Annotated in this window: 19 protein-coding genes; 13 read left to right on the top strand and 6 right to left on the bottom strand. The window is 69.5% G+C overall.

What is annotated here, in order from left to right; genetic code table 11:
- Positions 1-106: 106 nt before the first annotated feature.
- Positions 107-2,650, top strand: a complete 2,544-nt coding sequence (locus PotMrB4_RS23355) for a LuxR C-terminal-related transcriptional regulator (protein WP_172434609.1) — start codon at positions 107-109, stop codon at positions 2,648-2,650.
- Here the strand turns inward: PotMrB4_RS23355 and PotMrB4_RS23350 are convergent, their stop codons facing one another.
- Entirely contained in the window at positions 2,651-3,454 is an 804-nt protein-coding gene (locus PotMrB4_RS23350; RefSeq protein ID WP_172434608.1) for a SirB1 family protein, read from the bottom strand.
- Between the two features lie 122 nt (positions 3,455-3,576).
- Between PotMrB4_RS23350 and PotMrB4_RS23345 the strand changes: the two genes are divergently transcribed.
- From PotMrB4_RS23345 to PotMrB4_RS23330, 4 genes are all read left to right on the top strand, one after another.
- On the top strand, positions 3,577-4,596 hold the full coding sequence (locus PotMrB4_RS23345) for a Leu/Phe/Val dehydrogenase (protein WP_074970747.1): 1,020 nt from the start codon (positions 3,577-3,579) through the stop codon (positions 4,594-4,596).
- 95 nt (positions 4,597-4,691) lie between these two features.
- Positions 4,692-5,783 carry a pyruvate dehydrogenase (acetyl-transferring) E1 component subunit alpha gene (pdhA, locus tag PotMrB4_RS23340; RefSeq protein WP_172434607.1) on the top strand — a complete coding sequence of 364 codons (1,092 nt, stop codon included), beginning with the start codon at positions 4,692-4,694 and terminating at the stop codon, positions 5,781-5,783.
- A complete protein-coding gene (locus tag PotMrB4_RS23335; protein WP_044411357.1) occupies positions 5,776-6,765 on the top strand; it encodes an alpha-ketoacid dehydrogenase subunit beta in 990 nt (329 codons plus the stop codon). Before pdhA ends, PotMrB4_RS23335 begins: the two co-directional genes overlap by 8 nt.
- A 10-nt stretch (positions 6,766-6,775) precedes the next feature.
- Complete coding sequence (locus tag PotMrB4_RS23330) at positions 6,776-7,882, top strand: dihydrolipoamide acetyltransferase family protein (RefSeq protein ID WP_074970751.1); 1,107 nt, start codon at positions 6,776-6,778, stop codon at positions 7,880-7,882.
- Between the two features lie 751 nt (positions 7,883-8,633).
- On the opposite strand, the gene PotMrB4_RS23325 is transcribed toward PotMrB4_RS23330, so the two are convergent.
- A complete protein-coding gene (locus PotMrB4_RS23325) occupies positions 8,634-9,086 on the bottom strand; it encodes a BRO-N domain-containing protein (RefSeq protein WP_107331091.1) in 453 nt (150 codons plus the stop codon).
- Positions 9,087-9,766: 680 nt separating this feature from the next.
- On the opposite strand from PotMrB4_RS23325, the gene PotMrB4_RS23320 reads away from it, so the two are divergent.
- Positions 9,767-10,447, top strand: coding sequence for a helix-turn-helix domain-containing protein (locus tag PotMrB4_RS23320; protein WP_172435145.1), 681 nt, complete (start codon positions 9,767-9,769; stop codon positions 10,445-10,447).
- 46 nt (positions 10,448-10,493) lie between these two features.
- Here PotMrB4_RS23320 and PotMrB4_RS23315 read toward each other — a convergent pair whose 3' ends face one another.
- Both PotMrB4_RS23315 and PotMrB4_RS23310 read right to left on the bottom strand, forming a co-directional pair.
- On the bottom strand, positions 10,494-11,378 hold the full coding sequence (locus PotMrB4_RS23315; protein ID WP_172434606.1) for a sterol desaturase family protein: 885 nt from the start codon (positions 11,376-11,378) through the stop codon (positions 10,494-10,496).
- 154 nt (positions 11,379-11,532) lie between these two features.
- Positions 11,533-11,793 carry a YebG family protein gene (locus tag PotMrB4_RS23310; RefSeq protein WP_044404404.1) on the bottom strand — a complete coding sequence of 87 codons (261 nt, stop codon included), beginning with the start codon at positions 11,791-11,793 and terminating at the stop codon, positions 11,533-11,535.
- A gap of 257 nt (positions 11,794-12,050) precedes the next feature.
- Here PotMrB4_RS23310 and PotMrB4_RS23305 point away from each other — a divergent pair, with 257 nt between their 5' ends.
- Positions 12,051-12,542: a phosphate-starvation-inducible protein PsiE gene (locus PotMrB4_RS23305; protein ID WP_074970753.1), complete on the top strand. Its 492-nt coding sequence runs from the start codon at positions 12,051-12,053 to the stop codon at positions 12,540-12,542.
- Positions 12,543-12,548: 6 nt separating this feature from the next.
- On the opposite strand, the gene PotMrB4_RS23300 is transcribed toward PotMrB4_RS23305, so the two are convergent.
- On the bottom strand, positions 12,549-12,872 hold the full coding sequence (locus PotMrB4_RS23300; protein ID WP_044404397.1) for a DUF3509 domain-containing protein: 324 nt from the start codon (positions 12,870-12,872) through the stop codon (positions 12,549-12,551).
- A 226-nt stretch (positions 12,873-13,098) separates the two neighbouring features.
- Here PotMrB4_RS23300 and PotMrB4_RS23295 point away from each other — a divergent pair, with 226 nt between their 5' ends.
- From PotMrB4_RS23295 to PotMrB4_RS23270, 6 genes are all read left to right on the top strand, one after another.
- On the top strand, positions 13,099-13,593 hold the full coding sequence (locus tag PotMrB4_RS23295) for a sigma-70 family RNA polymerase sigma factor (protein ID WP_044404423.1): 495 nt from the start codon (positions 13,099-13,101) through the stop codon (positions 13,591-13,593).
- Positions 13,590-14,543, top strand: coding sequence for a FecR domain-containing protein (locus PotMrB4_RS23290; protein ID WP_172434605.1), 954 nt, complete (start codon positions 13,590-13,592; stop codon positions 14,541-14,543). The genes PotMrB4_RS23295 and PotMrB4_RS23290 overlap by 4 nt, the downstream gene beginning before the upstream one ends.
- Before the next feature lie 105 nt (positions 14,544-14,648).
- On the top strand, positions 14,649-17,078 hold the full coding sequence (locus PotMrB4_RS23285) for a TonB-dependent siderophore receptor (protein ID WP_172434604.1): 2,430 nt from the start codon (positions 14,649-14,651) through the stop codon (positions 17,076-17,078).
- A gap of 18 nt (positions 17,079-17,096) precedes the next feature.
- A complete protein-coding gene (locus tag PotMrB4_RS23280; protein ID WP_172434603.1) occupies positions 17,097-17,393 on the top strand; it encodes a DUF3649 domain-containing protein in 297 nt (98 codons plus the stop codon).
- Positions 17,390-18,907 (top strand): PepSY-associated TM helix domain-containing protein, encoded by a 1,518-nt coding sequence (locus PotMrB4_RS23275; RefSeq protein WP_172434602.1) that lies wholly within the window; start codon positions 17,390-17,392, stop codon positions 18,905-18,907. Before PotMrB4_RS23280 ends, PotMrB4_RS23275 begins: the two co-directional genes overlap by 4 nt.
- Positions 18,907-19,227, top strand: a complete 321-nt coding sequence (locus PotMrB4_RS23270; RefSeq protein ID WP_172434601.1) for a DUF3325 domain-containing protein — start codon at positions 18,907-18,909, stop codon at positions 19,225-19,227. The genes PotMrB4_RS23275 and PotMrB4_RS23270 overlap by 1 nt, the downstream gene beginning before the upstream one ends.
- A gap of 241 nt (positions 19,228-19,468) precedes the next feature.
- On the opposite strand, the gene PotMrB4_RS23265 is transcribed toward PotMrB4_RS23270, so the two are convergent.
- Positions 19,469-22,012 carry a TonB-dependent receptor gene (locus tag PotMrB4_RS23265; protein ID WP_232060761.1) on the bottom strand — a complete coding sequence of 848 codons (2,544 nt, stop codon included), beginning with the start codon at positions 22,010-22,012 and terminating at the stop codon, positions 19,469-19,471.
- Positions 22,013-22,076 lie beyond the last annotated feature (64 nt).

Raw genomic sequence — 22,076 nt, 5'->3', positions numbered from 1 at the left:
CCCTTATAGGCCCGAATCAGGGGCCTGAATGATCCTTCAACAACGCCTCCCCTCGCGCCTAGGGTGGCGCCACGAGCAGCCCTGAACAGAACAAGAGGCAGCCGGCATGTCCTCACTGAACCTCATCGCGCCACCGGTGTGCCTGCCCAGGCTGCCGGCCCTGCATGTCGCCCGTCCCCGGCTGGTGGAGCCCCTGCTGGCCAGTGCCGCACGCCTGCGCCTGCTCTGCGCGCCCGCCGGCTGTGGCAAGAGTGTGCTGCTGCTGGAGTGCGCCCAGCGCCGGCCCCCGGGCTATGCCCTGCACTGGCTGCCCCTCGGTGGCAGTGAGGGCGAGGCCGGGTTGCGCGCCATCCTGGCCGTCGCGCTGGGGCTGGAGGCGGACGACGAACCCAGCCTGCTGCGCGCCCTGGCCGTCTGGCGCAGCCCCACCTGGCTGATGCTCGACGACTACGCCCGCCAGCCCGACCCCGCCCTCGACGCCTGCCTCGACCGACTCATCGCTGCCAGTGGCGGCGCCATCACCTGGTGGCTGAGCACCCGCCGCCGTCCCGCCTGCAACCTCCCGCGCCTGCTGATCGACGGCGACCTGCTGGAGTTCGACGCCGCCACCCTGGCCTTCCAGCCCGACGAACTGGTGCCGCTGCTGCGGGACTCCCGCCAGCCCTGGCCGGCCGACGCGCCGGCGCGCCTGCACGAGAGCACCGGCGGCTGGTGCGCCGGGGTGCGCATGGCCCTGCTGGAGCCGGTGGAGTGGGGCTTTGCCGATCCGCTGCAGCGCCAGGCCCTGTCCACCACCCTCATGGGTTACCTGGAGCACGAACTGTTCGCCGGCCTGGGCCAGGAACTCAGCGAAGCCTGGCACGCCCTGGTGCACCTGCCGCGCTTCAATGCCGACCTTTGCGAACACCTGTTCGGCCCTGGGGAGGGCGCCGGCCTGCTGCGTGAGCTGGAAGCCCTCGGCGGCTTCGTCGAAAGCGTACCCGAGGCGCCCGGCTGGTTCCGCCTGTTCCCGCCCCTGGCCCGGCAGGTGCGCGCCCGTGACGGCAGCGGTGGACGCGGCTGGCACCTGCGCGCCTGCCAGTGGTTCGCCGCCTGCGAAGACTGGCCGGCTGCCATCGAGCATGCGCTGGAGGCCAGCCAGCCTGAAGTGGCCGTCAGCCTGCTGCAGCACTACGGCGTGCGCGAGCTGTTCATCGGGCGCAACGCGGCCTTGCTGCTGCGCCTGCACGCCGACGTCGGCGAAGACCTGCTGCGGGTCTCACCGCATTCCCTGCGGCTGCTGGCCGGTGCCCTGCTGTTCGCCGGGCGCCTGGACGAAGCCGTGCGCTGCATCGCCGAGCAGGGCCGCTTCCTGCCCCAGCCGGACGCCCGCCAGCAGCGGCGCCTGGTGGCCTACTGGCAGGCGCAGCACGGCCTGCTGGCCCACCTCCAGGGCGACGGCCCCAACGCCCGGCTGCATCTGGGGGAAGCCCTGGCCGGCCTTGACGAAGATGCCTGGGACCAGCGGCTGATCTGCTATTCCGCACTCACCCAGCAAGCCCTGCTGGCCGGCGAGCTGGACCAGGCCCAGTCCCTGAACCGCGAGGCCCTGGTGCTGGCGCGTAGCCAGGGCTGCCTGTTGCTGGAGGCCTTCCTCGAACTCGACCACGCCCAGTTGCTGGAACACCGGGGCGCGCTGCTGCGGGCCGATGCCGTGCTGGAGCGGGCGCAGACCTTCCTCATGGGCCAGGCGCTGGACGCCAGCCCGCTGCTGGGCCGCATCGCCTTGCGCCGGGGCCGGCTGGCCCTGCGCCAGGGCCTGGAGGACGCGGCCCGCCAGCACTACCAGTCCGGCCTGCGCGAGGCCCGCGCCTGCGAGGACTACCGGGCCCTCTACGGCTACCTCGGCCTGGCCGTGCTGGACGCCAACCAGCGTGCCTTCGACCAGGCCTTCGACCGCTTGCGCGAGGCCGAGCGCCTCATGCAGCTGCGGCACATCCCCGAGCGGGTCTACCGCGCCGTGCTGCTGCAGGTGAGCAGCAGCCTGCTGCTCATGCAGGGCCGCGCCGGCCAGGCCCGTCATGCCCTGCTGCGGGTGCTGCGGCACTTCCGGGGCGAGCACGCCGTGCAGGCGCCGCCGGCGACCCTCGACCTGATCCCGCGCATCGAGTGGCAACTGGCCCTGGCCGAGCTGTACGAGGGCGAAGTGTTCAACGCCCGGCAGCGGCTGCTCGGGCAGTTGCAGAAGGCCCGGGAGAAGGGCCTCCAGGCCCTGGAGGTGGAAGTCCACCTGGCCCTGGCGGAAACCGAATACCTCAGCGGCGAGGCCGACACCGCCGCGGCCGTGCTGCGCAATGCCCTGGCCCTCGCCAGCCAGCTGAACCTGCAGCAACCGGTGCGCGAGCTGCGCCTGCGCCAGCCGGAGATGCTGCGTGAACTGGGGGTGGAGGAGGGCGAAGCGCTGGAGGAGGACAGCGGCCCGCTCAGCCCCCGCGAACTGGAAGTGCTGGGGCTGATCGCCCAGGGCAGTTCCAACCAGGAGATCGCCGAGCGCCTGTTCATCTCCCTGCACACGGTGAAGACCCACGCCCGGCGCATCAACGGCAAGCTCGGGGTCAAGCGGCGTACCCAGGCGGTGGCCCACGCCAAGGCGCTGGGCCTGATGCAGTGATCAGTGCAACCGTGGCGGGGCGCCCAGTTGCTCCAGGCGGCGGCTGAGCAGCAGCCGCTGGCTCGCGTCCTCGCACAACAGCAGCGCCCGCTCCAGGTCGTAGCGTTCGGCCTGGGGGCACTCCAGCTGCTTGTAGATATCGGCCCGCGCCAGGTGATCGATCAGGTTGGCCGGGCCCAGCTCCAGCACCCGCTCCGCATCCTTCAGCGCCTCTTCCACCTGCTCGGCCTGCAAGTGCAGCTGGCGCAGGTTGCGTGACAGGCGCTGCAACTGCTCCAGCGCCGAACAGGGGCGCATGTGCTCGGCCAGCAGCTCGGCCTTCGGCCCCAGGGTGCGCAGCAACAGCTCGCGGCAGTCCCGGGGGTAGAGGCGGCGGCCGGTGCAGGGGTCCAGCAGGTGGTCGGCGACGGGCACCCGCACCAGGAAGTGGCCGGGGAAGTTCACCCCCGCCAAGGGAATCTCCAAGCGCGCCGCCAGCGCCTGGGCCACCAGGGCCAGCGACAGCGGCTGGCCCCGGCGCCTCGCCAGCACCTGGTCCAGCAGCGCGGCGCGCGGTTGCAGCGGCTGGTCGTCCTCTTCGCAGAAACCCAGCTCCGCCATCCGCCGCAGCAGCGGTTGCGCCAGCTCCGCCGGTGGCGCTTCGGGCAGCCCGGCGGCCACCTCCCGCAGCAGGTGGTCGAACACCCGCAGGGCCTCGGCCGGCACCCGGCTCGGGTCATGCTCGGCGGCGATCCACAGGGCTGCCTCCAGCAGCGCCGGCGGGTTCTTCTGCACGCAGTCCAGGCAGTGTTGTCGCGGGGTCATCGGGGCTCTCCGTGTCGCCTCTGCGGTTTGTAGCCGGCTCGCCCGCCTTCGTCCAGTGGGCCGGCGGCCGGGTTCCGGTGGGCGGCCTATACTCCCTGGCAACGTCAGCAAGGGGGCCCGCCATGTTCAACCAGATGGAAGGCGCTCGGCTCGAAGCGCTCCACCTCGCCCAGGACCCGGTCACCGGCCTGCGCGCGATCATCGCCATCCACGACTCCCGCCTGGGCCCGGCCCTCGGCGGCTGCCGCTACCTCGCCTACCCCGACGACGACAGCGCGTTGCGTGACGCCATCCGCCTGGCCCGGGGCATGAGCTACAAGGCCGCGCTGGCTGGCCTGCCCCACGGCGGCGGCAAGGCGGTGATCCTGCGGCCTGCCCACGTGCCCGACCGCGCCGCGCTGTTCGAGGCCTTCGGGCGCATGGTGGAAACCCTCGGCGGCCGCTACATCACCGCCGTGGACAGTGGCACCTCCAGCCTCGACATGGACTGCGTCGCCCTCCACACCCGCCACGTCACCAGCACCCAGGCCGCCGGCGACCCCTCGCCCTGCACCGCCCTGGGGGTGTTCGCCGGCATCCGCGCCAGCGCCCTGGCACGCCTGGGCAGCGACGACCTGGAAGGCCTGCGCATCGCCGTGCAGGGGCTCGGCAACGTCGGCTACGCCCTTGCCGAACAGCTGGCCGCCGCTGGTGCCGACTTGCTGGTCAGCGACCTCGACCCCGGCCGCGTGCAACTGGCGGTGGAGCAGCTGGGCGCCCACCCGGTGGCCAGCGACGCGCTGCTCACCACCCCCTGCGACATCCTCGCGCCCTGCGGCCTGGGCGGCGTGCTCAATGCCCAGAGCGCGCCCCAGCTGCGTTGCGCGGTGGTGGCCGGGGCGGCGAACAACCAACTGGCCAGCCCCGACATCGCCGACCTGCTGGAAGCGCGCGGCATCCTCTACGCACCCGACTACGTGATCAATTCCGGAGGCCTGATCCACGTCGCCCTGCGCCACCGGGGCGACGACATGCCGGCCATCACCGCGCACCTGGCGCGGATCGGCCAGCGCCTGACCGACATCTACGCCCACGCCCAGGCCGACAAGCGCTCACCCGCGCGGGTCGCCGATGCGTTGGCCGAGCGCCTGCTCTACGGCTGAGCGGCGCCCACGCGGCCCGGCCGAGATCCAGACCGGGCCAGGTTCGGCGCCATGAGCGCCGTCATCCCTGCGCACCCACAAGGTGAGGAGGCGACATGCACACACGGATCGACCTGCCCCATACCCGCTACCTGGCGGCCGACGGAAGCCCCGTCGGCGACCTGCCGCCCTGGGCGGATGACTTCAACCTGCTGGCCCGGCTTTACCGGCGCATGCTGCTCACCCGCCTGTTCGACCAGAAGGCCGTGGCCCTGCAACGCACCGGCCGTATCGGCACCTACGCGCCCACCCTCGGGCAGGAAGCCATCGGCGTCGGCATCGGCGCGCGCATGCAGCCCGAGGACGTACTGGTGCCCTACTACCGCGACACCGCCGTGCAACTGATGCGCGGCGTCGCCATGGGGGAAATCCTCCTCTACTGGGGCGGCGACGAGCGCGGCAGCGCCTACGCCGAGCCCGCCGCCGGGCAGGACTTCCCGCTCTGCGTACCCATCGCCACCCAGTCCCTGCATGCCTGCGGCGTCGCCACCGCCTTCAAGATCCGTGGCGAGCACCGCGTCGCCGTCACCACCTGCGGCGACGGTGCCACCAGCAAGGGCGACTTCCTCGAAGCGCTCAACGTCGCCGGCGCCTGGCAGTTGCCGGTGGTCTTCGTGGTCAACAACAACCAGTGGGCCATCTCCGTGCCCCGGCGCATCCAGTGCGGCGCGCCGACCCTGGCACAGAAGGCCGTGGGCGCCGGCTTCCACGGCGAACAGGTGGACGGCAACGACATCCTCGCCGTCTACGACCGGGTCGGTGCCGCCATCGAGCGCGCCCGCCAGGGCAAGGGGCCGACCCTGGTGGAATGTCTCAGCTACCGCCTGGGCGACCACACCACCGCCGACGACGCCACCCGCTACCGCAGCGCCGAGGAGGTGCACCAGGCCTGGGAAGAGGAGCCCATCAAGCGCCTGCGTAGCTACCTCGCCGCCAGCGGCGTGTGGGACGAAGCCCGCGAGCAGGCGCTCATCACCGACTGCCAGCGCGAGGTGCAGGCCGCGGTGGAACGCTTCGAGCACGCCGGCCGCGAAGGCCCCGAAGCCGTGCTGGATCACGTCTACGCCCGCTGGCCGGCGGCCCTGGCCGACCAGCGCGACCTGGTGCTGGAGCGCGCCGCGCGGCGCGAGGAGAACCGCCATGACTGACACCCCCAAGCGCAGCCTGCTGGAAGCGGTGAACCTGGCCCTGCACCGCGCCATGGGCGAAGACGAGAACGTGGTGGTCCTGGGCGAGGACGTCGGCGTCAACGGCGGCGTGTTCCGCGCCACCCTCGGCCTGCGCGATGCCTACGGCTTCAAGCGCGTCATCGACACGCCCCTGGCGGAAACCATGATCGCCGGGCTCAGCGTCGGCATGGCCGCCCAAGGCCTCAAACCGGTGATGGAGATCCAGTTCCTCGGCTTCATATACGCCGCCATGGAGCACCTGGTGTCCCACGCCAGCCGCCTGCGCAACCGCACCCGTGGGCGCCTGTCCTGCCCGCTGGTGGTGCGCAGCCCCATGGGCGCCGGCATCCGCGCGCCGGAGCACCACAGCGAAAGCACCGAGGCACTGTTCGCCCACCTGCCCGGCGTGCGCGTGGTGATCCCCTCATCGCCGGCCCGCGCCTACGGCCTGCTGCTGGCCGCCATCGACGACCCGGACCCGGTGATCTTCCTCGAACCCACCCGGCTCTACCGGATGAACCCGCAACCCCTGGTTGACGACGGCCGGCGCCTGCCGCTGGACCGCTGCTTCACCCTGCGCGAGGGCAGCGACCTGACCCTGGTGACCTGGGGCGCCAGCGTGCTGGAAACCCTGGAGGCCGCCCGGCAGCTGGAGGCACGCGGCATCAGTGCCGAAGTGATCGACGTCGCCTGCGTCAAACCCCTGGACCTGGAGACCCTCGAAGCCTCGGTGCGCAAGACCGGCCGCTGCGTCATCGTCCATGAGGCGCCGCGCAGCTGCGGAGTCGGCGCCGAGATCGCCGCCAGCCTCTACGAGCGCGTCCTCACCGACCTGCAGGCGCCCATCCAGCGGGTCACCGCGCCGGACATCCCACCGCCGCTCTACCGACAGGAATCCCTCTACATCCCCGGTCCCGATGACATCCTCGCCGCCTGCGAGCACGTCCTCGACCCCGCCTGAGGAGACGACCATGAACTACTTCAAGCTGCCCGACCTCGGCGAAGGCCTGCAGGACGCCGAAATCGTCGAATGGCACATCAAGCCTGGCGACCGCGTGCACGCCGACCAGCTGGTGGTCTCAGTTGAGACCGCCAAGGCCCTGGTGGACATCCCCGCCCCGCGCGACGGCGTGGTCGCCAAGCTGTTCGGCCAGGAGGGCGACATCCTCCACGTCGGCGAACCGCTGCTGGCCTACGAAGGCGAGGACCAGGACGCTGGCACCGTGGTCGGTCGCCTCGACGGCGGTGGCGAAAGCCATGCCGACCAGTTCTTCATCGGCGCCGCGCCTTCCACCCAGGAACACCTCGCCCCCCGCGCCACCCCCGCCGTGCGCCAACTGGCCCGGCAACTGGGGGTGGAGCTGGCCGGCCTCGCCGGCAGCGGCGCCGATGGGCTGATCAGCCGCGCCGACGTGGAGGCCGCCGCCCAGCAGGCCCGCGACCGCTTCGGCGGCGAACGGCTGCGCGGCGTGCGCCGCAGTATGGCGATCAACATGGCGCGCTCCCACGCCGAGGTGGTGCCGGTGACGCTCTACGGCGACGCCGACCTGCACCGCTGGGCCCAGGCCCGCGACCCGCTGATCCGCATCGCCCAGGCCATCGCCGAAGCCTGCCGCGCCGAGCCCATCCTCAACAGCTGGTTCGACGGCCGCATGCTCGCCATCCGCCAGCACGAGCAGTTGGACCTCGGCATCGCCGTGGACACCCCCGACGGGCTCTTCGTCCCCGTGCTGCGCAAGGTCGGCGAGCGCAGCGCCGAGGACCTGCGCGACGGCATCGCGCGGTTGCGGGGCGACGTCAAGGCGCGCTCCATCCCCCCGCAGGAAATGATGGGCGCCACCCTCACCCTGTCCAACTTCGGCACCCTGTTCGGGCGCTACGCCAACCCGGTGGTGGTGCCGCCCCAGGTGGCCATCATCGGCGCCGGTGGCATCCGCGACGAAGTGGTGGCCTGGGAGGGCCAGCCGGCGGTGCACCCGGTGCTGCCGCTGTCGCTCACCTTCGACCACCGGGCCGTCACCGGCGGTGAAGCGGCGCGCTTCTTCAAGGCCCTGGTGCAGGCGCTGGAACGGCCCTGAACGACCTCTGCGGGCACCGTGAAACGGGGCCCGCAGAGGTTTTCCACAGGGTGATGCAAGTAGCGAACAGGATTCGGCGTGCCAGGCTTCGCGATTGAAGCCATCCCCACAAAAGCGGCATGCCTCTAACCCAACCCGTAGCCCGGGCTTCAGCCCGGGAAGGCCGAACGGCAAGCGTCTCCCCATGGGAGCGAATTCATTGGCTCTGTCTGCGTTAAGTGTTGCTAGAAGATTTGAACCCAGCTGATTGCCGAGCTCTGATGATGTTTCTGGTTTCGCCCCCCCCCCGGGCGAGTCCTTTTTTCAATCGCCAAAAAAGGAACCAAAAACGCTTGCCCCATCATCCGGCCCCGGCTTTGCCGGGGTTCCCTCACTCCATCGCCGCTCTGGGGGCCGGCGCGATGGGCCATCCATGGCCTGGCGCGCCTCTCGCGGCATCCATGCCGCTCGTCCCCCGGCGCAACGACTGCGTTCGGCCTCTTGGAGGGGCGTTGGCGGCTGCTCCAACTTCTTCGTCCAGCGCATCGCCATGTGGTGCGCACGGGCTTTCGTAGGATGGGGCGGGCGGCGTTCCGCGAGCGAAGCGAAACCCATGCGGTGGCACGAACCCTTGGGCGCCCGGAAAGGGCCGTGCTTGAGCGCTTGCATTAAAGCCACAACAGCTAACGCAGACAGAGCCAATTCATTCGCGATCAGGTTCGTCGCACGGACTTTCGCGGTTGAAACCGCTCCCACAAAAAGCGACCTGCCGCTAACCCAGATGCACCAGGCTCGGCATGTCCTCCAATGGCACCCAGAGCTCGCCCTGCCAGTTCAGCATCACCACCCGCGTGCCCTGCCACCTCAGCAGCACCCGGCGTGGCGCGTTGCCGTCCGCCGCGTGGGCATCGCGCAACGTAGGGATCACCTCGCGATTCAGCCAGCGCTCCAGGTGGGCGTTCTCCGGATGGCCGAAGCGCACCAGCGCCTTGTACAGGCCGGCTTCGCTGATCACATCCACCGGCTCCTCAAGGCTGCTGGAGCAGGCAAGGAACACGCGCCGCGCATGGTCGCTGCCCACGCGGCGGTGCAAGGTCTGCGGATGCTGCATGCCCAGGAGACGGGCGAAATCCACCGCAACGAACCAGGGCTGGTTATCCAGCATCAACGCACGCAGCGGGCGGTTATGGCGGAGGAAGGTCAGGGCGGGGTAGGTGTCGTGCATGGTGTGAAGCTCCATCTTCAGGTACAGGAGCCGCCACGCTTCTCGCTACGAAAGGGTGGCGGACCGCGCAGGGTTAGCGAACCGGAAGATGTCACCGGCAGACCTTGCGGTCTCCCTGCGCAGTCCGCCATGGAGCGATGTGGAAGGGTGAAGCACGTCTGTAAAAAGCGTACGCCGCCTTCCACATGTACCCGTGGGTACGATGCGCCATCTTGTCGGGTCGCTAAACCCGTTCGCGGGATTGACCGCGACCGCCGGAGGATAGGGAGGGGGTATTGAGCGAACAATCGGCCCGCCTCGGGCATTGTCCTTTCCCACTGTGGGAAAACGCCTCAAGTCGACCCGTATCGCCGAGCCGCCGCTGCACACCATCCCGTAGGGTGGGCTTCAGCCCACGCGGTGCCTGTGCTGGTGGGCTGAAGCGGAACGCCGCCCGGACCACCCTACGACGGAGCACCATTGCTGCTGGTTGCACCGGTGTAGGGGCGAATTCATTCGCCCGCTTCTGGATAGGGGCCGCTGCGCTGCCCTTGGCGACTGAAGTCGCCCCTACAGGGCACGGCGGAGCGCCCCTACAGGGCCCCGTGATCGACGGCATCAACCCGTCATCACCGCCGACCCTTGCCCTCGGCGCCCCGCCCCCTGAAGCTGTCCACCCCGCAATCGACAACATGTCCCCGATGATCGAGTCCCCCTGGCAAGGCGCCCTCTGGCTGGCCCGCGACTTCTGCCTGATCGACGGTGCCAACGGTGACACCCGACCTCATGCCCATTACGCCCACCAGGTCCTGCTGGCACGCGGGGCTCCCTTGCACCTGCTGGTGGAAGGCGAGCCCGTGAGCGGCCAGGCGGTGCTGGTGGAGTCCATGCGCGAGCACGCGCTGGCCCTGCCTGGCCAGGTACTGCTGGCCGTCTACGCCGAACCCCTGGCCTTCGCTCCCCAGGCATTGCACGCATTGGTGGCCGGCGCCGGTACGGACCTGCAGGCCCTGGCCGAGCGCCTGCTGGTCGCACCGCGCCCGACGCTGGACGCTCGCCTGCAACGGGCCCTGGACGAGGTGGACGAACTGCTGGCCGACAAGGTCAGCGCCCAGGCCCTGGCCAGCCGCGCCGGCCTGTCCCTGAGCCAACTGGAACGGCTGTTCGGCGAGCAGGTCGGCCTGTCGGTCCGCCGCTTGGTGCTCTGGCGCCGCCTGCGTCTCGCCGTGCGCCTGGGCCTGGAAGGCCAATCCCTCACCCAGGCCGCCTACGGCGCCGGTTTCGCCGACGCCGCGCACTTCTCCCGCACCATGCGCGCTACCTTCGGCATCCGCGCAGACCGCAATCTCGGCAACCTGCAATTGCACCTGCTGGGCGACTGAAGTCGCCCCTACAGCCCCTACAGGGCACGGCGCGGAGTTCGGCGGTCTACGAACGCATCAATTCCTGCGGCACCTCCGGGGCGGGGTGTTGGGCTGGGCTTTTGCGGAAGGGTTCGGCCAATTGCGCGAGGTAGGCGTCGGGGTAGTCGGGGCGGCTGCCGATGCCCAGGTCGTCGCCGCGCATGGGGTAGTCGCTGTGGAAGGCGGTGCCGAGCAGCCTGTCCCAGACGCTGAGGAACAGGGTGAAGTTCACGTCGCCGGCGCGGCCGTACTTCATGTGGTGGAAGCGGTGCACCGGTGCCCAGGCGAACAGGTGGCGCAGGGCGCCGATGCGCATGTCGACGTTGCTGTGCTGGAGCAGCAGTTGGAGGGTGATGGCCAGGGCGAGGAGGGCGGCGACCCGTTCCGGCATGCCCAGCAGCAACAGCGGCAGGGTGCCGGCCAGGGCCTCGCAGCCCAGGTGCAGCGGGTGCTTCATCAGGCCGTTGAAGCCGTACATGCGCTTCACGCTGTGGTGCACGGCGTGCAGGCGCCAGAGAGCGCCGACACGGTGGCTGGCGTAGTGCATGAGGGTGATGCCCAGGTCCGCGACGACGATGGCAGCCAGCAGTTGCAACGCCAGCGGCCAGTGATGGGGCCAGAGCCCGGCCTCCGGCAGCAGCGCCGCGCTCAGGGGGATCACCAGGATACCGAGGCAGTTGAGCCCTTCGTTGACCACGGCGTGCAAGGCATCGCGCAGGCGATCGCGGTGGCTGCGGTTCCAGTCCCGCTCGTAGGGCAGCCAGGCTTCCGCGATGAAGGAGACGGCGATGGCCGCCGGCACCAGGGCCAGCAGCCCGGTTAGCGGCAGGCGCTCGCTTATCCACAGGGCCAGGGCGAGGAAGCCGAAGAGAAAACCGGGGGCGTAGAGGCGGGCAAGCAGGAATCGCATGGCGGAAGCTCCTTGGACGGGGGCTTCCAGCGTGGCGGCCGGTGGTCACTGGGGCTTGAACAAACGGCGCACGGTGCCGGCGCGGAATAAAAAAAGCCCGCCGGGGCAGCGGGCTCGGTGCAGGACGGGCATCGCCTGCAAGCGGGGGAATCGGTCACTCCGCCTCGGCAGACTCCAGTTCGGCCAGGGCGTCGGGTTGGTTCTTGAAGGCGCGGGCGAAGATGTCGCGGTTGCGGGCCATGTAGATGCCGAGGTCTTCGACCTGCTGCTCACTGAGGGAGGGCACGGCCTTGTGCAGCACACCGGCCAGGGATTCGGCCAGCTCCAGCATCTTGTCGTAACGATCCGCTTCGGCCTTATCCATGAACAGGCGCTCCGGATCGCGGCTGCTGCGGTACACCACTTCGACGGCCATTCATCACCTCTCACCTTTGCAAGCGTCAATATGAAAATACTGTATGTGCGTACAGTATTTGGGGCGTTCCCTTTCGTCAACGATTTCTTTCATAGCCCAGCCTTCGGCTTTGCGCTTGCCGACCTGCGACAACCTGTCCCGTGGCGCAACGTCGCACCTTGGCATCTCATCCGCTGCCGTGGTCTCGCTCGTGCATGGACGAACCGTCATGCAGAGGCGCCACGCTAGGCCAACCAGACGTACCGGGGAGTAATGACGTGAAGATCAAATGGGCGGAAGCCTTGCGCGAAAACATGCACGGCCTGGCCGAGTCGCTGGGCAACCTGCTGGTGGAGGCGTTCCACTACCTGGCGCTGTTCGCCATCGGCGGGATCACCGCCTGGGCGGCGGTGGTGGCGTTCCTGGGGATGGTGGAGAAGGGGCACATCACGGTGGATGACATCCTGCTGCTGTTCATCTACCTGGAGTTGGGGGCGATGGTGGGGATCTACTTCAAGACCAACCACATGCCGGTGCGCTTCCTGATCTACGTGGCCATCACGGCACTGACGCGCCTGCTGATCTCCGACGTTTCGCACCACAACCGGCCGGACGAGAGCCTGGTGTACGTCTGCGGTGCGATCCTGCTGCTGGCGCTGTCGATCCTGGTGGTGCGCTATGCCTCGTCGCGCTTCCCGGCGGTGGCCAGCGAAACCACCCACCCGCGCCGGCAGCTGCTGGATTCGCGGACCCTGGACGACGAGTCCTGATCGGCCTCAGTAACCCGCGCCCAGGCTGCCGCCGGTGCCGCCCACCCGTGGGCGGGCCAGCGGTGGCAGGGGCTTGCCGCTGGTCATGGCGGTGAGCATTTCGCTGACGTTGCCGCCTTTTTCGATGGCGATGCCGAAGCGGATGCTCTCGATCACCCGCTGCAGGCGCTTCGGGTCGTTGCGCTGGGCGGGGCTGATCATCCGCCGCGCCACCACCCCGCTGTCGTCGGCGAGGGTGAGCATGATGTTGCCGTCGAGCCGTTCCAGGCTGAGGTTGACCCGGTAATCGGCCTGGAAGGCATCGGTCAGGATCTGGAAGGGGTTGTACATGGTGAGCCACCTGGTTGATGCACTGGATCGATTGACTGGGGTGGCCGTTGCAAAGTTCGAACCGATTGGACGAACGGAAAGCCGGTTTCACGACGTCTGTCGCAAACGGCAAACCTCGGGTCGCGCGGCCCGGCGGCACTTGCGCTGGGGAAGGGCGGCGTGACAGCATTCGCAACTGCAATTATTTCGCATTTGCGTTGGACGCCCGCCGAGGTCAGCCGTGTCGCTGCAACCTACCTCCCCCATCACCGAGCTCTACCGCGGTCACCACAGCTGGCTGCTGGGCTGGCTGCGGCAACGCCTCGGCTGTCCGCACAACGCCGCCGACCTGGCCCAGGATACCTTCGTGCGGGTGCTGCAACAGCGCGAGTCCCGCGAGGTCCGTGAGCCGCGCGCCTTCCTCGCCACCATCGCCCGGGGCTTGCTGGTGGACCATTACCGCCGCGCCAGCCTGGAGCGCGCCTACCTGGAGGCGCTGGCCAGCCTGCCGGAGCACGAGGCGCCTTCGCCCGAGTCCCGCGAACTGATCCTGGAAACCTTGCTGGAGATCGACCGCCTGCTGGATGGCCTCAAGCCCCGCGTGCGCGAAGCCTTCCTGCTGTCCCAGCTCGATGGCCTGACCTACCCGCAGATCGCCGCGCGCCTGGGGCTGTCGGTGAGTTCCATCCAGCAGTACATGACCCAGGCCCTGACCCATTGCTACAAGGCGGTCTATTCATGAGCGCACTCGACCCCCAGGTGGTGGAGCAGGCCATCGCCTGGCGCGTGCGCCTGGCTTCCGGTACCTGCGCGGCCGAAGCCTTCACGGCCTGCCAGCAGTGGCGGAGCGCGCATCCCGAGCATGAACTGGCGTGGCAGCGGCTGGAGGCCCTGGGTGGGCGCTTCGCCGGCATCCCCGCAGCCCTTGGCCACGCAGCGCTGGAGGGCGCCCGGCATGACCCGCAGCGCCGTCGGGCGCTCAAGGCCGTGGCGATCCTGCTGGCCGCTGGTGGCGCCGGCGTGCTGGGCGTCCAGGGGCCGTCCGCCTTCCAGCCCTGGCTGGCCAACCTGCGCACCGGCACCGGTGAGCGCCGTTCCGTTGGCCTGCCGGACGGTGGTCGGCTGCACCTGAACGCCGGCAGCGCCGTGGACATCGACTACGACGCCGACCGTCGCCTGCTGCGCCTGTACCAGGGCGAGATCCTCGTCGAAACCGCCGCCGACCCCTCCCGCCGTCCGTTCCTGGTGGATACCGGGGCCGGCATGCTGCGGGCCCTGGGCACCCGGTTCCTGGTGCGCCAGCGGCCGGACCGCATCCAGCTCGCCGTGTACGCCGGCGCGGTCGAAGTCAGCCCCCGAGAAGGCAGTGCCCGGGTCCTGAAGGAAGGCTGGCAGAGCCAGTTCGACGCCCACGGCATGGCCGAGCCCCAGCGTGCCGAGGCGGACCGCGCCGGCTGGCTGGACGGCGTACTGGTGGCCAGGGACATGCGCCTGGACGAGTTCGTCGCCGAATTCGACCGCCAGCGCCACGGCGTGCTGCGCTGCGACCCGGCGGTGGCCGGGTTGCGCATCTCCGGGGTGTTTCCCCTGGACGACAGCGAGCGTGCCCTGGCCGCCGTGGCCCGCACCTTGCCGGTCCAGGTGGTGTACCGCACCCGCTGGTGGGTGACCCTGGCCCCTGCCAGCGCCTGAGTGCCTGGCTGGCTGAAAATAATTCTCATGAAGTTCTGCAGGTTTTCCGAACTCGTTCGGCCTCCCTTCGCATCCCCATTCTTCATGGCTTTCGAAGGACCCAACATGGCCGTTCAACGCTCCCCGGAATCCCTTGCCCGCGCCGTGCGCGCGGCCCTGCTCAGCCTCAGCCTGCCGCTGGCGGCATTGCCCACCCTGGCGCTCGCTGCCCCGGTCGCCCAGGAGTACCGGGTCCCCGCCGGTTCGCTGGACAGCGCCCTCAATGCCTTCGCCCGCCAGGCCGGCGTACTGCTGAGCTTCGATCCGGCGCTGACCGCAGGCCGACGCAGTTCTGGCCTGCAGGGGCGCTATCCGGTGGAGCAGGGTTTCGCCCAACTGCTGGCCGGCTCCGGCCTGCGTGCCCACCAGATGGCCGATGGCGGCTATCGCCTGGAGCCGGCCCCGTCCGAGGACGGGCAACTGGAGCTGGACAGCCTGAACATCACCGGCAGCTCCGTGGGCGACACCGCCGTCGGCCCGGTGGGCGGCTATGTGGCCAAACGCACCCGCACCGGCACCAAGACCGACGCCTCGATCCTCGAAACCCCGCAGTCCATCACCGTGATCAGCCGCGAGCAGATGCAGGCCCGCGGCGTCGCCACGGTGGAGGAGGCCCTGCGCTACAGCCCCAGCGTCAGCACCCCCTACGGCTACGACCCGCGCTACGACTGGATGAGCCTGCGCGGCTTCGACGCCAAGGGCTCCACCTACCGTGATGGCCTGATGCTCAACCGCAGCACCTACGGCCTGGCCCGCCCCGACGCCTACCTGCTGGAGCGCGTGGAAGTGCTGCGCGGCCCGGCTTCGGTGCTCTATGGCCAGAGCGAGCCCGGCGGCATCGTCAACCTGGTGAGCAAGCGCGCCCCGGACACCCCGCTGCACGAAGTGCGCGTGCGCGCCGGCAGTGATGACCTGGGCGAGCTGGCCGGGGATTTCGGCGGCCCCCTCGATGACCAGGGCCAACTGCTCTACCGCGTCACCTTCCTCGGCAATGACGCCAATGGCCAGGTGGACAAGACCGGCAACCAGCGCCAGGCCCTGGCCCCGACCCTCACCTGGCGCTCCAGCGACGACACCGAGCTGACGCTGTTCGGCATGTACCAGAAGGACGAGGGCGACTTCGCCTTCAGCCGCCGCTTCTCCCCGGTGCTGATGAGCGCCTTCCGCCTGCCGGCCAACCGCGACGACGATTTCTACGAGGGGGAACCGGGCTTCAACCGCTTCTACCGCGCCTACACCTCCTTCGGCTACGAGCTGTCCCACCGCCTGAACGACAGCTGGACCTTGCGGCAGAACCTGCGCTACGAGCGGATGAACTTCGACTACCGCTACCTCAACAACAGCGGCGTTTCCTTCGCCGGTACCACCCTGTCGCGCACCGCCAACGACAAGGACGAGCAGTTCGACGGCTGGACGGTGGACAACCAGGCCCAGGTGAACTTCGACACCGGCCCGCTGGCCCATACCCTGCTGATGGGCCTGGACTGGCGCCGCGTCTCGGCCCACGAGATCAGCCGCTTCGGCAGCGCCCCCAGCCTGAACCTGCTCAACCCGGTGTATGGCCAGACGGTGCCGTGGCCGACCAAGGATGCCGACAACGACATCACCCGGCGCCAGACCGGTTTCTACGCTCAGGACCAGATCGCCTTCGACGACCATTGGCACCTGCTGCTGGGGGGGCGCTACGACCTCGCCCGCAGCGAGACCGAGAGCAACCTCAACGGCTCGCGCACCAGCCGTGACGACGAAGCCTTCACGGGCCGTGTCGGCCTGGTCTACGTCGCCGACAACGGCCTGGCGCCCTATGTCAGCTACAGCGAATCCTTCAACCCCAGCACCTCCAGCGACCCGCTCAGCGGCCGGCCCTTCGACCCGGAAACCGGCAAGCAGTACGAGGTGGGCATCAAGTTCCAGCCCGAGGGCGCCCGCAGCTTCGTCAGCCTGGCGCTGTTCGACATCACCAAGCAGAACGTCGTCAGCACCAACCCCAACAACCCCAACGAGCGTCGCCAGGTCGGCGAGGTGCGCAGCAAGGGCCTGGAGATCGAGGCCCTGGCCAATCTGGCCGACGGCCTCGACCTGACCGCCAGCTACAGCCGCACCAATGCGCGCATCCAGAAGAGCGTCAACGCCTGGGAAGAGGGCGCGCGCCTGCAATTCGTGCCCCGCGAGCAGGCCGGCCTGTGGCTGGACTACACCCTCCAGGGCGGCCCCCTTGCGGGCTTCGGCGTCGGGGGTGGCGCACGCTACATCGGCGAGACCTCGTTCACCGGGCAGAACCCCTTCTTCGGGCTGTACGGCCCCCGCGTGCTCGAAGTGGAAACCGGTGGCTACACCCTGTTCGACGCCAGCATCCACTACCAGCTCGACGGCCTGCGCCTGGCCCTCAACGCCAGCAACCTCGCAGACAAGGAGTACGCCAGCTCCTGCGACGCCCAGGCCTGCTACTACGGCTACGGTCGCACCCTGACCGCCAGCGCCACCTACAACTGGTAACCCCATGAAAGGAACGACGTGAGCAACGCCACCTCCTCCACGCGCCGGGCCGTCGCCTCGCGCGTACTGGCGGCGGTGATCGGTGGATACGCGGTGGCCTACCTGGCCACCGCCTTCCTCACCGTCCACCTGCCGCTGGCCCGTGCCGACCGTGTCACCTTCGCCAGCCTGGGCTGCTTCGCGGTGTACACGGCGGCGATCCTCTATGCCTTTGGTGCCCGCTCGGCCTGGCGTGCCTGGCTGGTGCTGGCAGGTCTGGCCCTGCTGCTGGCCCTCGCGGCCTACCTGCCCGGTGACTACGGAGTGCGTCCATGAGCCTGCGACAATCCATGGCCGGCCTGCACACCTGGGGCGGCCTGCTGCCGTCCTGGCTGCTGTTCGTCATCCTCTTCGGCGGCAGCCTCGCCTGCTTCGACAAGGAGCTGGAGCGCTGGATGCGCCCCACCCTGCAGGCGCCGGGCGAACAGGCGCTCTCCCTCGACCGGGTGCGCGAACTGCTGCTGGCCCAGGCCCCTGATGCCCATGCCCTCTGGATGCGCCCGCCGAGCGAGCGCGAGCCGTTCTGGTGGGCCGGCTACGAGCCGGCGGACGAAAGCGAGATCCGCCGCTTCGCCCTCGACCCGGCCACGGGCGAGGTACTGCCGGATACCCTCGGCGGTCGCTTCTGGTTCACCCTGCACTACGACCTCCACGCCGGCATGGTCGGGCTGTACATCGTCGGCCTGGCCGGCCTGTTCATGCTGGTGGCGCTGGTCAGCGGCATCATCATCCACCGGCGCTTCTTCAAGGACTTCTTCACCCTGCGGCCCAAGGCCAACGGCCAGCGCGCCTGGCTCGACGCCCACAACCTGTTCGGCGTGCTCGGGCTGCCGTTCCACCTGCTGATCGCCTACACCGGGCTGGTCATCTTCGTCGTCTACTACATGCCGGCCGGTATCCAGCGCGCCTATGGCGGCGACGCCAAGGCCTTCTTCGGTGACGTGCTGGGCCGCTACGAACGCGAAGCGGTGCAGCGCCCCGCCCCGCCGCCGGTGTCCCTCGATGGCCTGCTGGCGGATGCGCGACAGCGCTGGGGCGGCGGCGAGCCGGGCTGGATCAGCGTCCACCACCCCGCTGACGAGGCCGCCGTGGTGGACATCCGCCGCAGCGATGCACGGCGGGTGGCGGGCTTCCAGTGGACCCTCTCCTACGACGCCGGCAGCGGCGAGCTGCTGCACGAGCAGAAGCCCTACCTGGCCGGTTATCGCAGCTACACCTGGCTCAGCAACCTGCACATGGCCCAGTTCGGCGGGCAGATCGTCCGCGCCCTGTACCTGCTCCTGGGGCTGATGGGCTGCGCCATGGTGGTGGGCGGCCTGCAGGTGTGGCTGGCCAAGCGCGAGGCACGCGGCAGCCGGGGCATCGGCCTGGTGCGTGCGCTGAACGGTGCGGTGATCGGTGGCCTGCCCATCGCCAGCCTGGCGCTGCTCTGCGGCAATCGCCTGATTCCTGCCGACATGGCCGAGCGTGCCAGCGCGGAAGCCTGCGTCTTCGTCGGTGCCTGGCTGCTGGTAGCGACCTGGGCGGTGCTGCGACGCAACAGCGGCCGGGTGGCGCGCGACCTGCTCGCCGTCTTCGCCCTGCTGGCCCTCGGGTTGCCACTGCTCAATGCCTTCACCGGTGACCAGGCCAGCCTGCTGGCCACCGTCGGCCGTGGCGACTGGGCGCTGGCGGGCATCGACCTGAGCCTGCTTGGCTGCGGGCTGCTCTGCGCGGCGCTGGCCTGGCGCACGGCAAGCGAGCGCCGGGCTTCCGAGCCGTATCGGCAGCAGACAGGGGAGCGCGCGTGATGTTGCTTGGATTCGCGTTCTGCTACCTGGCCATGACGGCGCTGAGCCTGGCCATGGCCCGCCACCACAAGGCGCTGTTCCAGCGGGCGCTGTCCCAGGCGCGGGCGCGCCTGCTGCGCGGCGTCGCGGTGCTCGCTTTCGGCGTCGGCCTGGTGCTGGCGGTGGGTGACCAGGGCGGCGAGATCGGCACCATCCTCTGGCTCTGCCAGGTGATGCTCGCCGGCCTGCTGGTGGTGGCCCTGCTGGCCTGGCGTGGTCGTTGGGTGCTGCTTGCAGCCGTCCTGCTGCCGTTGGGGAGTGGGGTGCTGGAGCTGCTTTGATGCTTCGCCGCAGGCGGGCCTGCGGCCCGCCGGGCGACTGAAGTCGCCCCTACAGGGATGGCGCGGTGGGCAGATGCTTGGCCCACGCAGAGGTTGTCGCTGCACAGGGTGGATGGCGCTCTTTCCATCCACCAAGGGCGTTCGCCGTGAGCCCACAGGGTGGGCCGATGAAGCGTGGACCACCCTGTGCACCGAGGGGCGATGTAGCCCGGGCTTCAGCCCGGGGACGGGGCCAGGCGGCTCAGAACTCGACGCTGTAGCTCAGGCTGTAGGTGCGGCCACGGCCGTGGTAGTCGAACAGGTCGCCGGTGGCGTTGGTGCCGTAGAACACCTGGGCGCGCTGGCCCCAGACGGTGGTGTAGTCCTTGTCCAGCAGGTTCTGGATGCCGAAGTTGAGGGTGCCCACCGGCAGGGCCTGGCTGCCCAGCAGGTCGAAGGTGGTGTAGCCGTCGATCCTGTGGTCGTTGCCGTCGAAGGTGCCGTTGGCCAGGACGTTGCCGTCGTCGCTGAGGTTGAAGCTGCGCACGGCCTGCAGGCGCAGGCTGGTCTCGCCGTCCTGCCAGCCGGCGAAGGCGGTGAGCTTGGACGGGCTGGCGGCGGTGACGTCCTGCTTCTGCCAACGGTCCGCAATCTTCTGCTGGGAGCGGATGGCCAGGGCGCTGGCGCCGATCTGCCAGTTGTCGTCCAGCCAGTAGGTGGCCTGGCCTTCGAGGCCGTAGTTGCGCTTCTTGTTGCTCAGCTGCTCCACCAGCAGGGTGGTGCGGTTGTAGGTGATGCTCTTGTCCGACCAGGCGTAGAAGGCCGCCAGCTGGGCGTCCAGGCCGTCGGCGTAGTGGCGCCAGCCGAGTTCCACCTGCTTGGTCTTGATGCCGTCGAGGGCGGAGTCCTCGACGTTGACGTGGCGGCCCAGGCTCCAGTGGTTGCCCACCCGGGTGTAGCTGCCCTGGCCGTAGTACTTGGCCGGGTCGGGCAACTCGAAGCCCTCGGAGTAGTTGGCCCAGACCTGTTGTGCCTTGCTCAGCTTGTAGACGGCGCCGACGTTGTAGAGGTCCACCTGGTAGTCCTTCGAGCCGCCGGGTACGGCGTCGGCGCTGGTGCCGTTGCCCTTGCTGATCTGTACCTGCTGGGCGGCGGCGACGAAGGAGCCGACGTCGTTGCCGATGCGCTGGTGACGGATGCCGGCGGACAGGGTCAGGTCGTCGGTGGCCTTCCAGCTGGCCTGGGCGAACAGCGACTTGCTGTCGGTGTCGATGCCCGGGTAGCGGCCGACGCGGGCGTACTCGTTGGCCACCAGCCCGCCGGTGTTGGCGGCGGTGTTGAGGTTGAACAGGGCCTGGTCGGAATCGAAGCTCTCCCACTCGAAGTCGGCGCCGTAGGTCAGGCTGACGCGGTCCCATTCCTTGACCAGCACGGACTTGAGGCCGAAGTAGTCGGTGTCCTGCTGCGAGGCGGAGTAGTAGGAGCGGTTGGTGTCGATGGCGCCGTTGGTGAAGGTGATGGAGGGGTAGGGCTGGAAGGCCATCTCCTCGCTGCGGTAGTAAGCCTGCAGGTAGAAGTCGTGGCCCAGCACCTCCGGCACGTGCCAGGTGGCGTTGAACTGCTGGCGCTCGGTGTGCGGTTCGCGGTCGAAGCTGGCGCCGCCTTGCACCTCGAAGGGGGACTGGCCGCGCAGGCCCTGGAAGTCGCGCCCCAGGTTCACGCCTTTCTTGCCGTCGTAGCCGGAGTCGTACCACTGCATGCCCAGGTTCAGGGTCTGGCCGTTGTCGAAGGCGAAGTCCAGGCTGCCCATCACGTCCACCGCCTGGTTGTACTGCAGGTCGGTCTGGGTGATGTCGAGCATCACCTGGTCGCCGTTGCCGTCGTAGGCGGCGCCGTTCTTCTGGTAGGCCACCGAGACGCGGCCCTTGACCTGCTCGCTGCCGCCGCTGACCGATTGGGCCACGCGCCAGTCGTGGTCCTGGTGGGTCTCGAAGCCGCTGCGCACGCCGATTTCGCTGGTGAAGCGCGCCTCGCCCGCCTCGGCGCGCTTGGTGACGATGTTGATGATGCCGCCGGTGGCGCCGCCGCCGTATACGGCACTGGCACCGGAGAGCACTTCGATGCGCTCGATGTTGAACGGGTCGATGGAGTCGAACTGGCGGCTGATGCCCCGGGAGCTGTTCAGCGAGACGCCGTCGATCATCACCAGGGCGCTGCGGCCGCGCATGTTCTGGCCGTAGTTGGTGCGGCCCTGGGGGCCGATGTCCAGGCCCGGGATCAGTTGGCCGAGGGCTTCCTTGAGGGGCACGCCGCCCTTGGTCTGTTCCTGCAGCTGGTGGCTGTCGATCACCCACACGGTGCCCGGCAGCTCGCTGATGCTCACCGGTGCACGGGAGCCGACCACCACCTGGCGGTCGATCTCCAGGGCCAGGCTGTCGTCGGCATTGCGCAGGCTGAAGCCACCGTCGCTGGCTTCGGCACGCAGGCCACTGCCCGCCAGCAGGCGGTCGAGACCTTCGGCCACGCCGAACTCGCCCTTCAGACCCTGGGTGCTGCGGCCCTGGGTCATTTCCGGGCTGAAGGCCAGCAGCACGCCGGCTTCGCGGCCGAAGCGGTTGAGCGCGGGCTCCAGGGCGCCGGCCGGGATGTCGAAGGCCTGGCGCTGGTCGGCACCGATCACCGCATCCTGGGCGCTGGCGACGGTGGGCAGCCCGGCGGCGGCCAGGCTCAGGCCCAGCAGCAGCGGTTGCAGGGCGCGGGCCAGGGGCGTGCGGGTGAAGCGGCGGAGGGTCGGGTCGGCGTTCATGGCGGCACTCGTCAAGAGAGGGAAGGGGGTTCTGCCTTCCCTGTCACGCGAGGCCGGGAAAAAG

The sequence above is a fragment of the Metapseudomonas otitidis genome, assembly GCF_011397855.1.
Lineage (GTDB): Bacteria > Pseudomonadota > Gammaproteobacteria > Pseudomonadales > Pseudomonadaceae > Metapseudomonas > Metapseudomonas otitidis.
The sequence above is the reverse complement of the archived record's forward strand: the minus strand, read 5'-3'. Positions and strand labels throughout refer to the sequence as shown.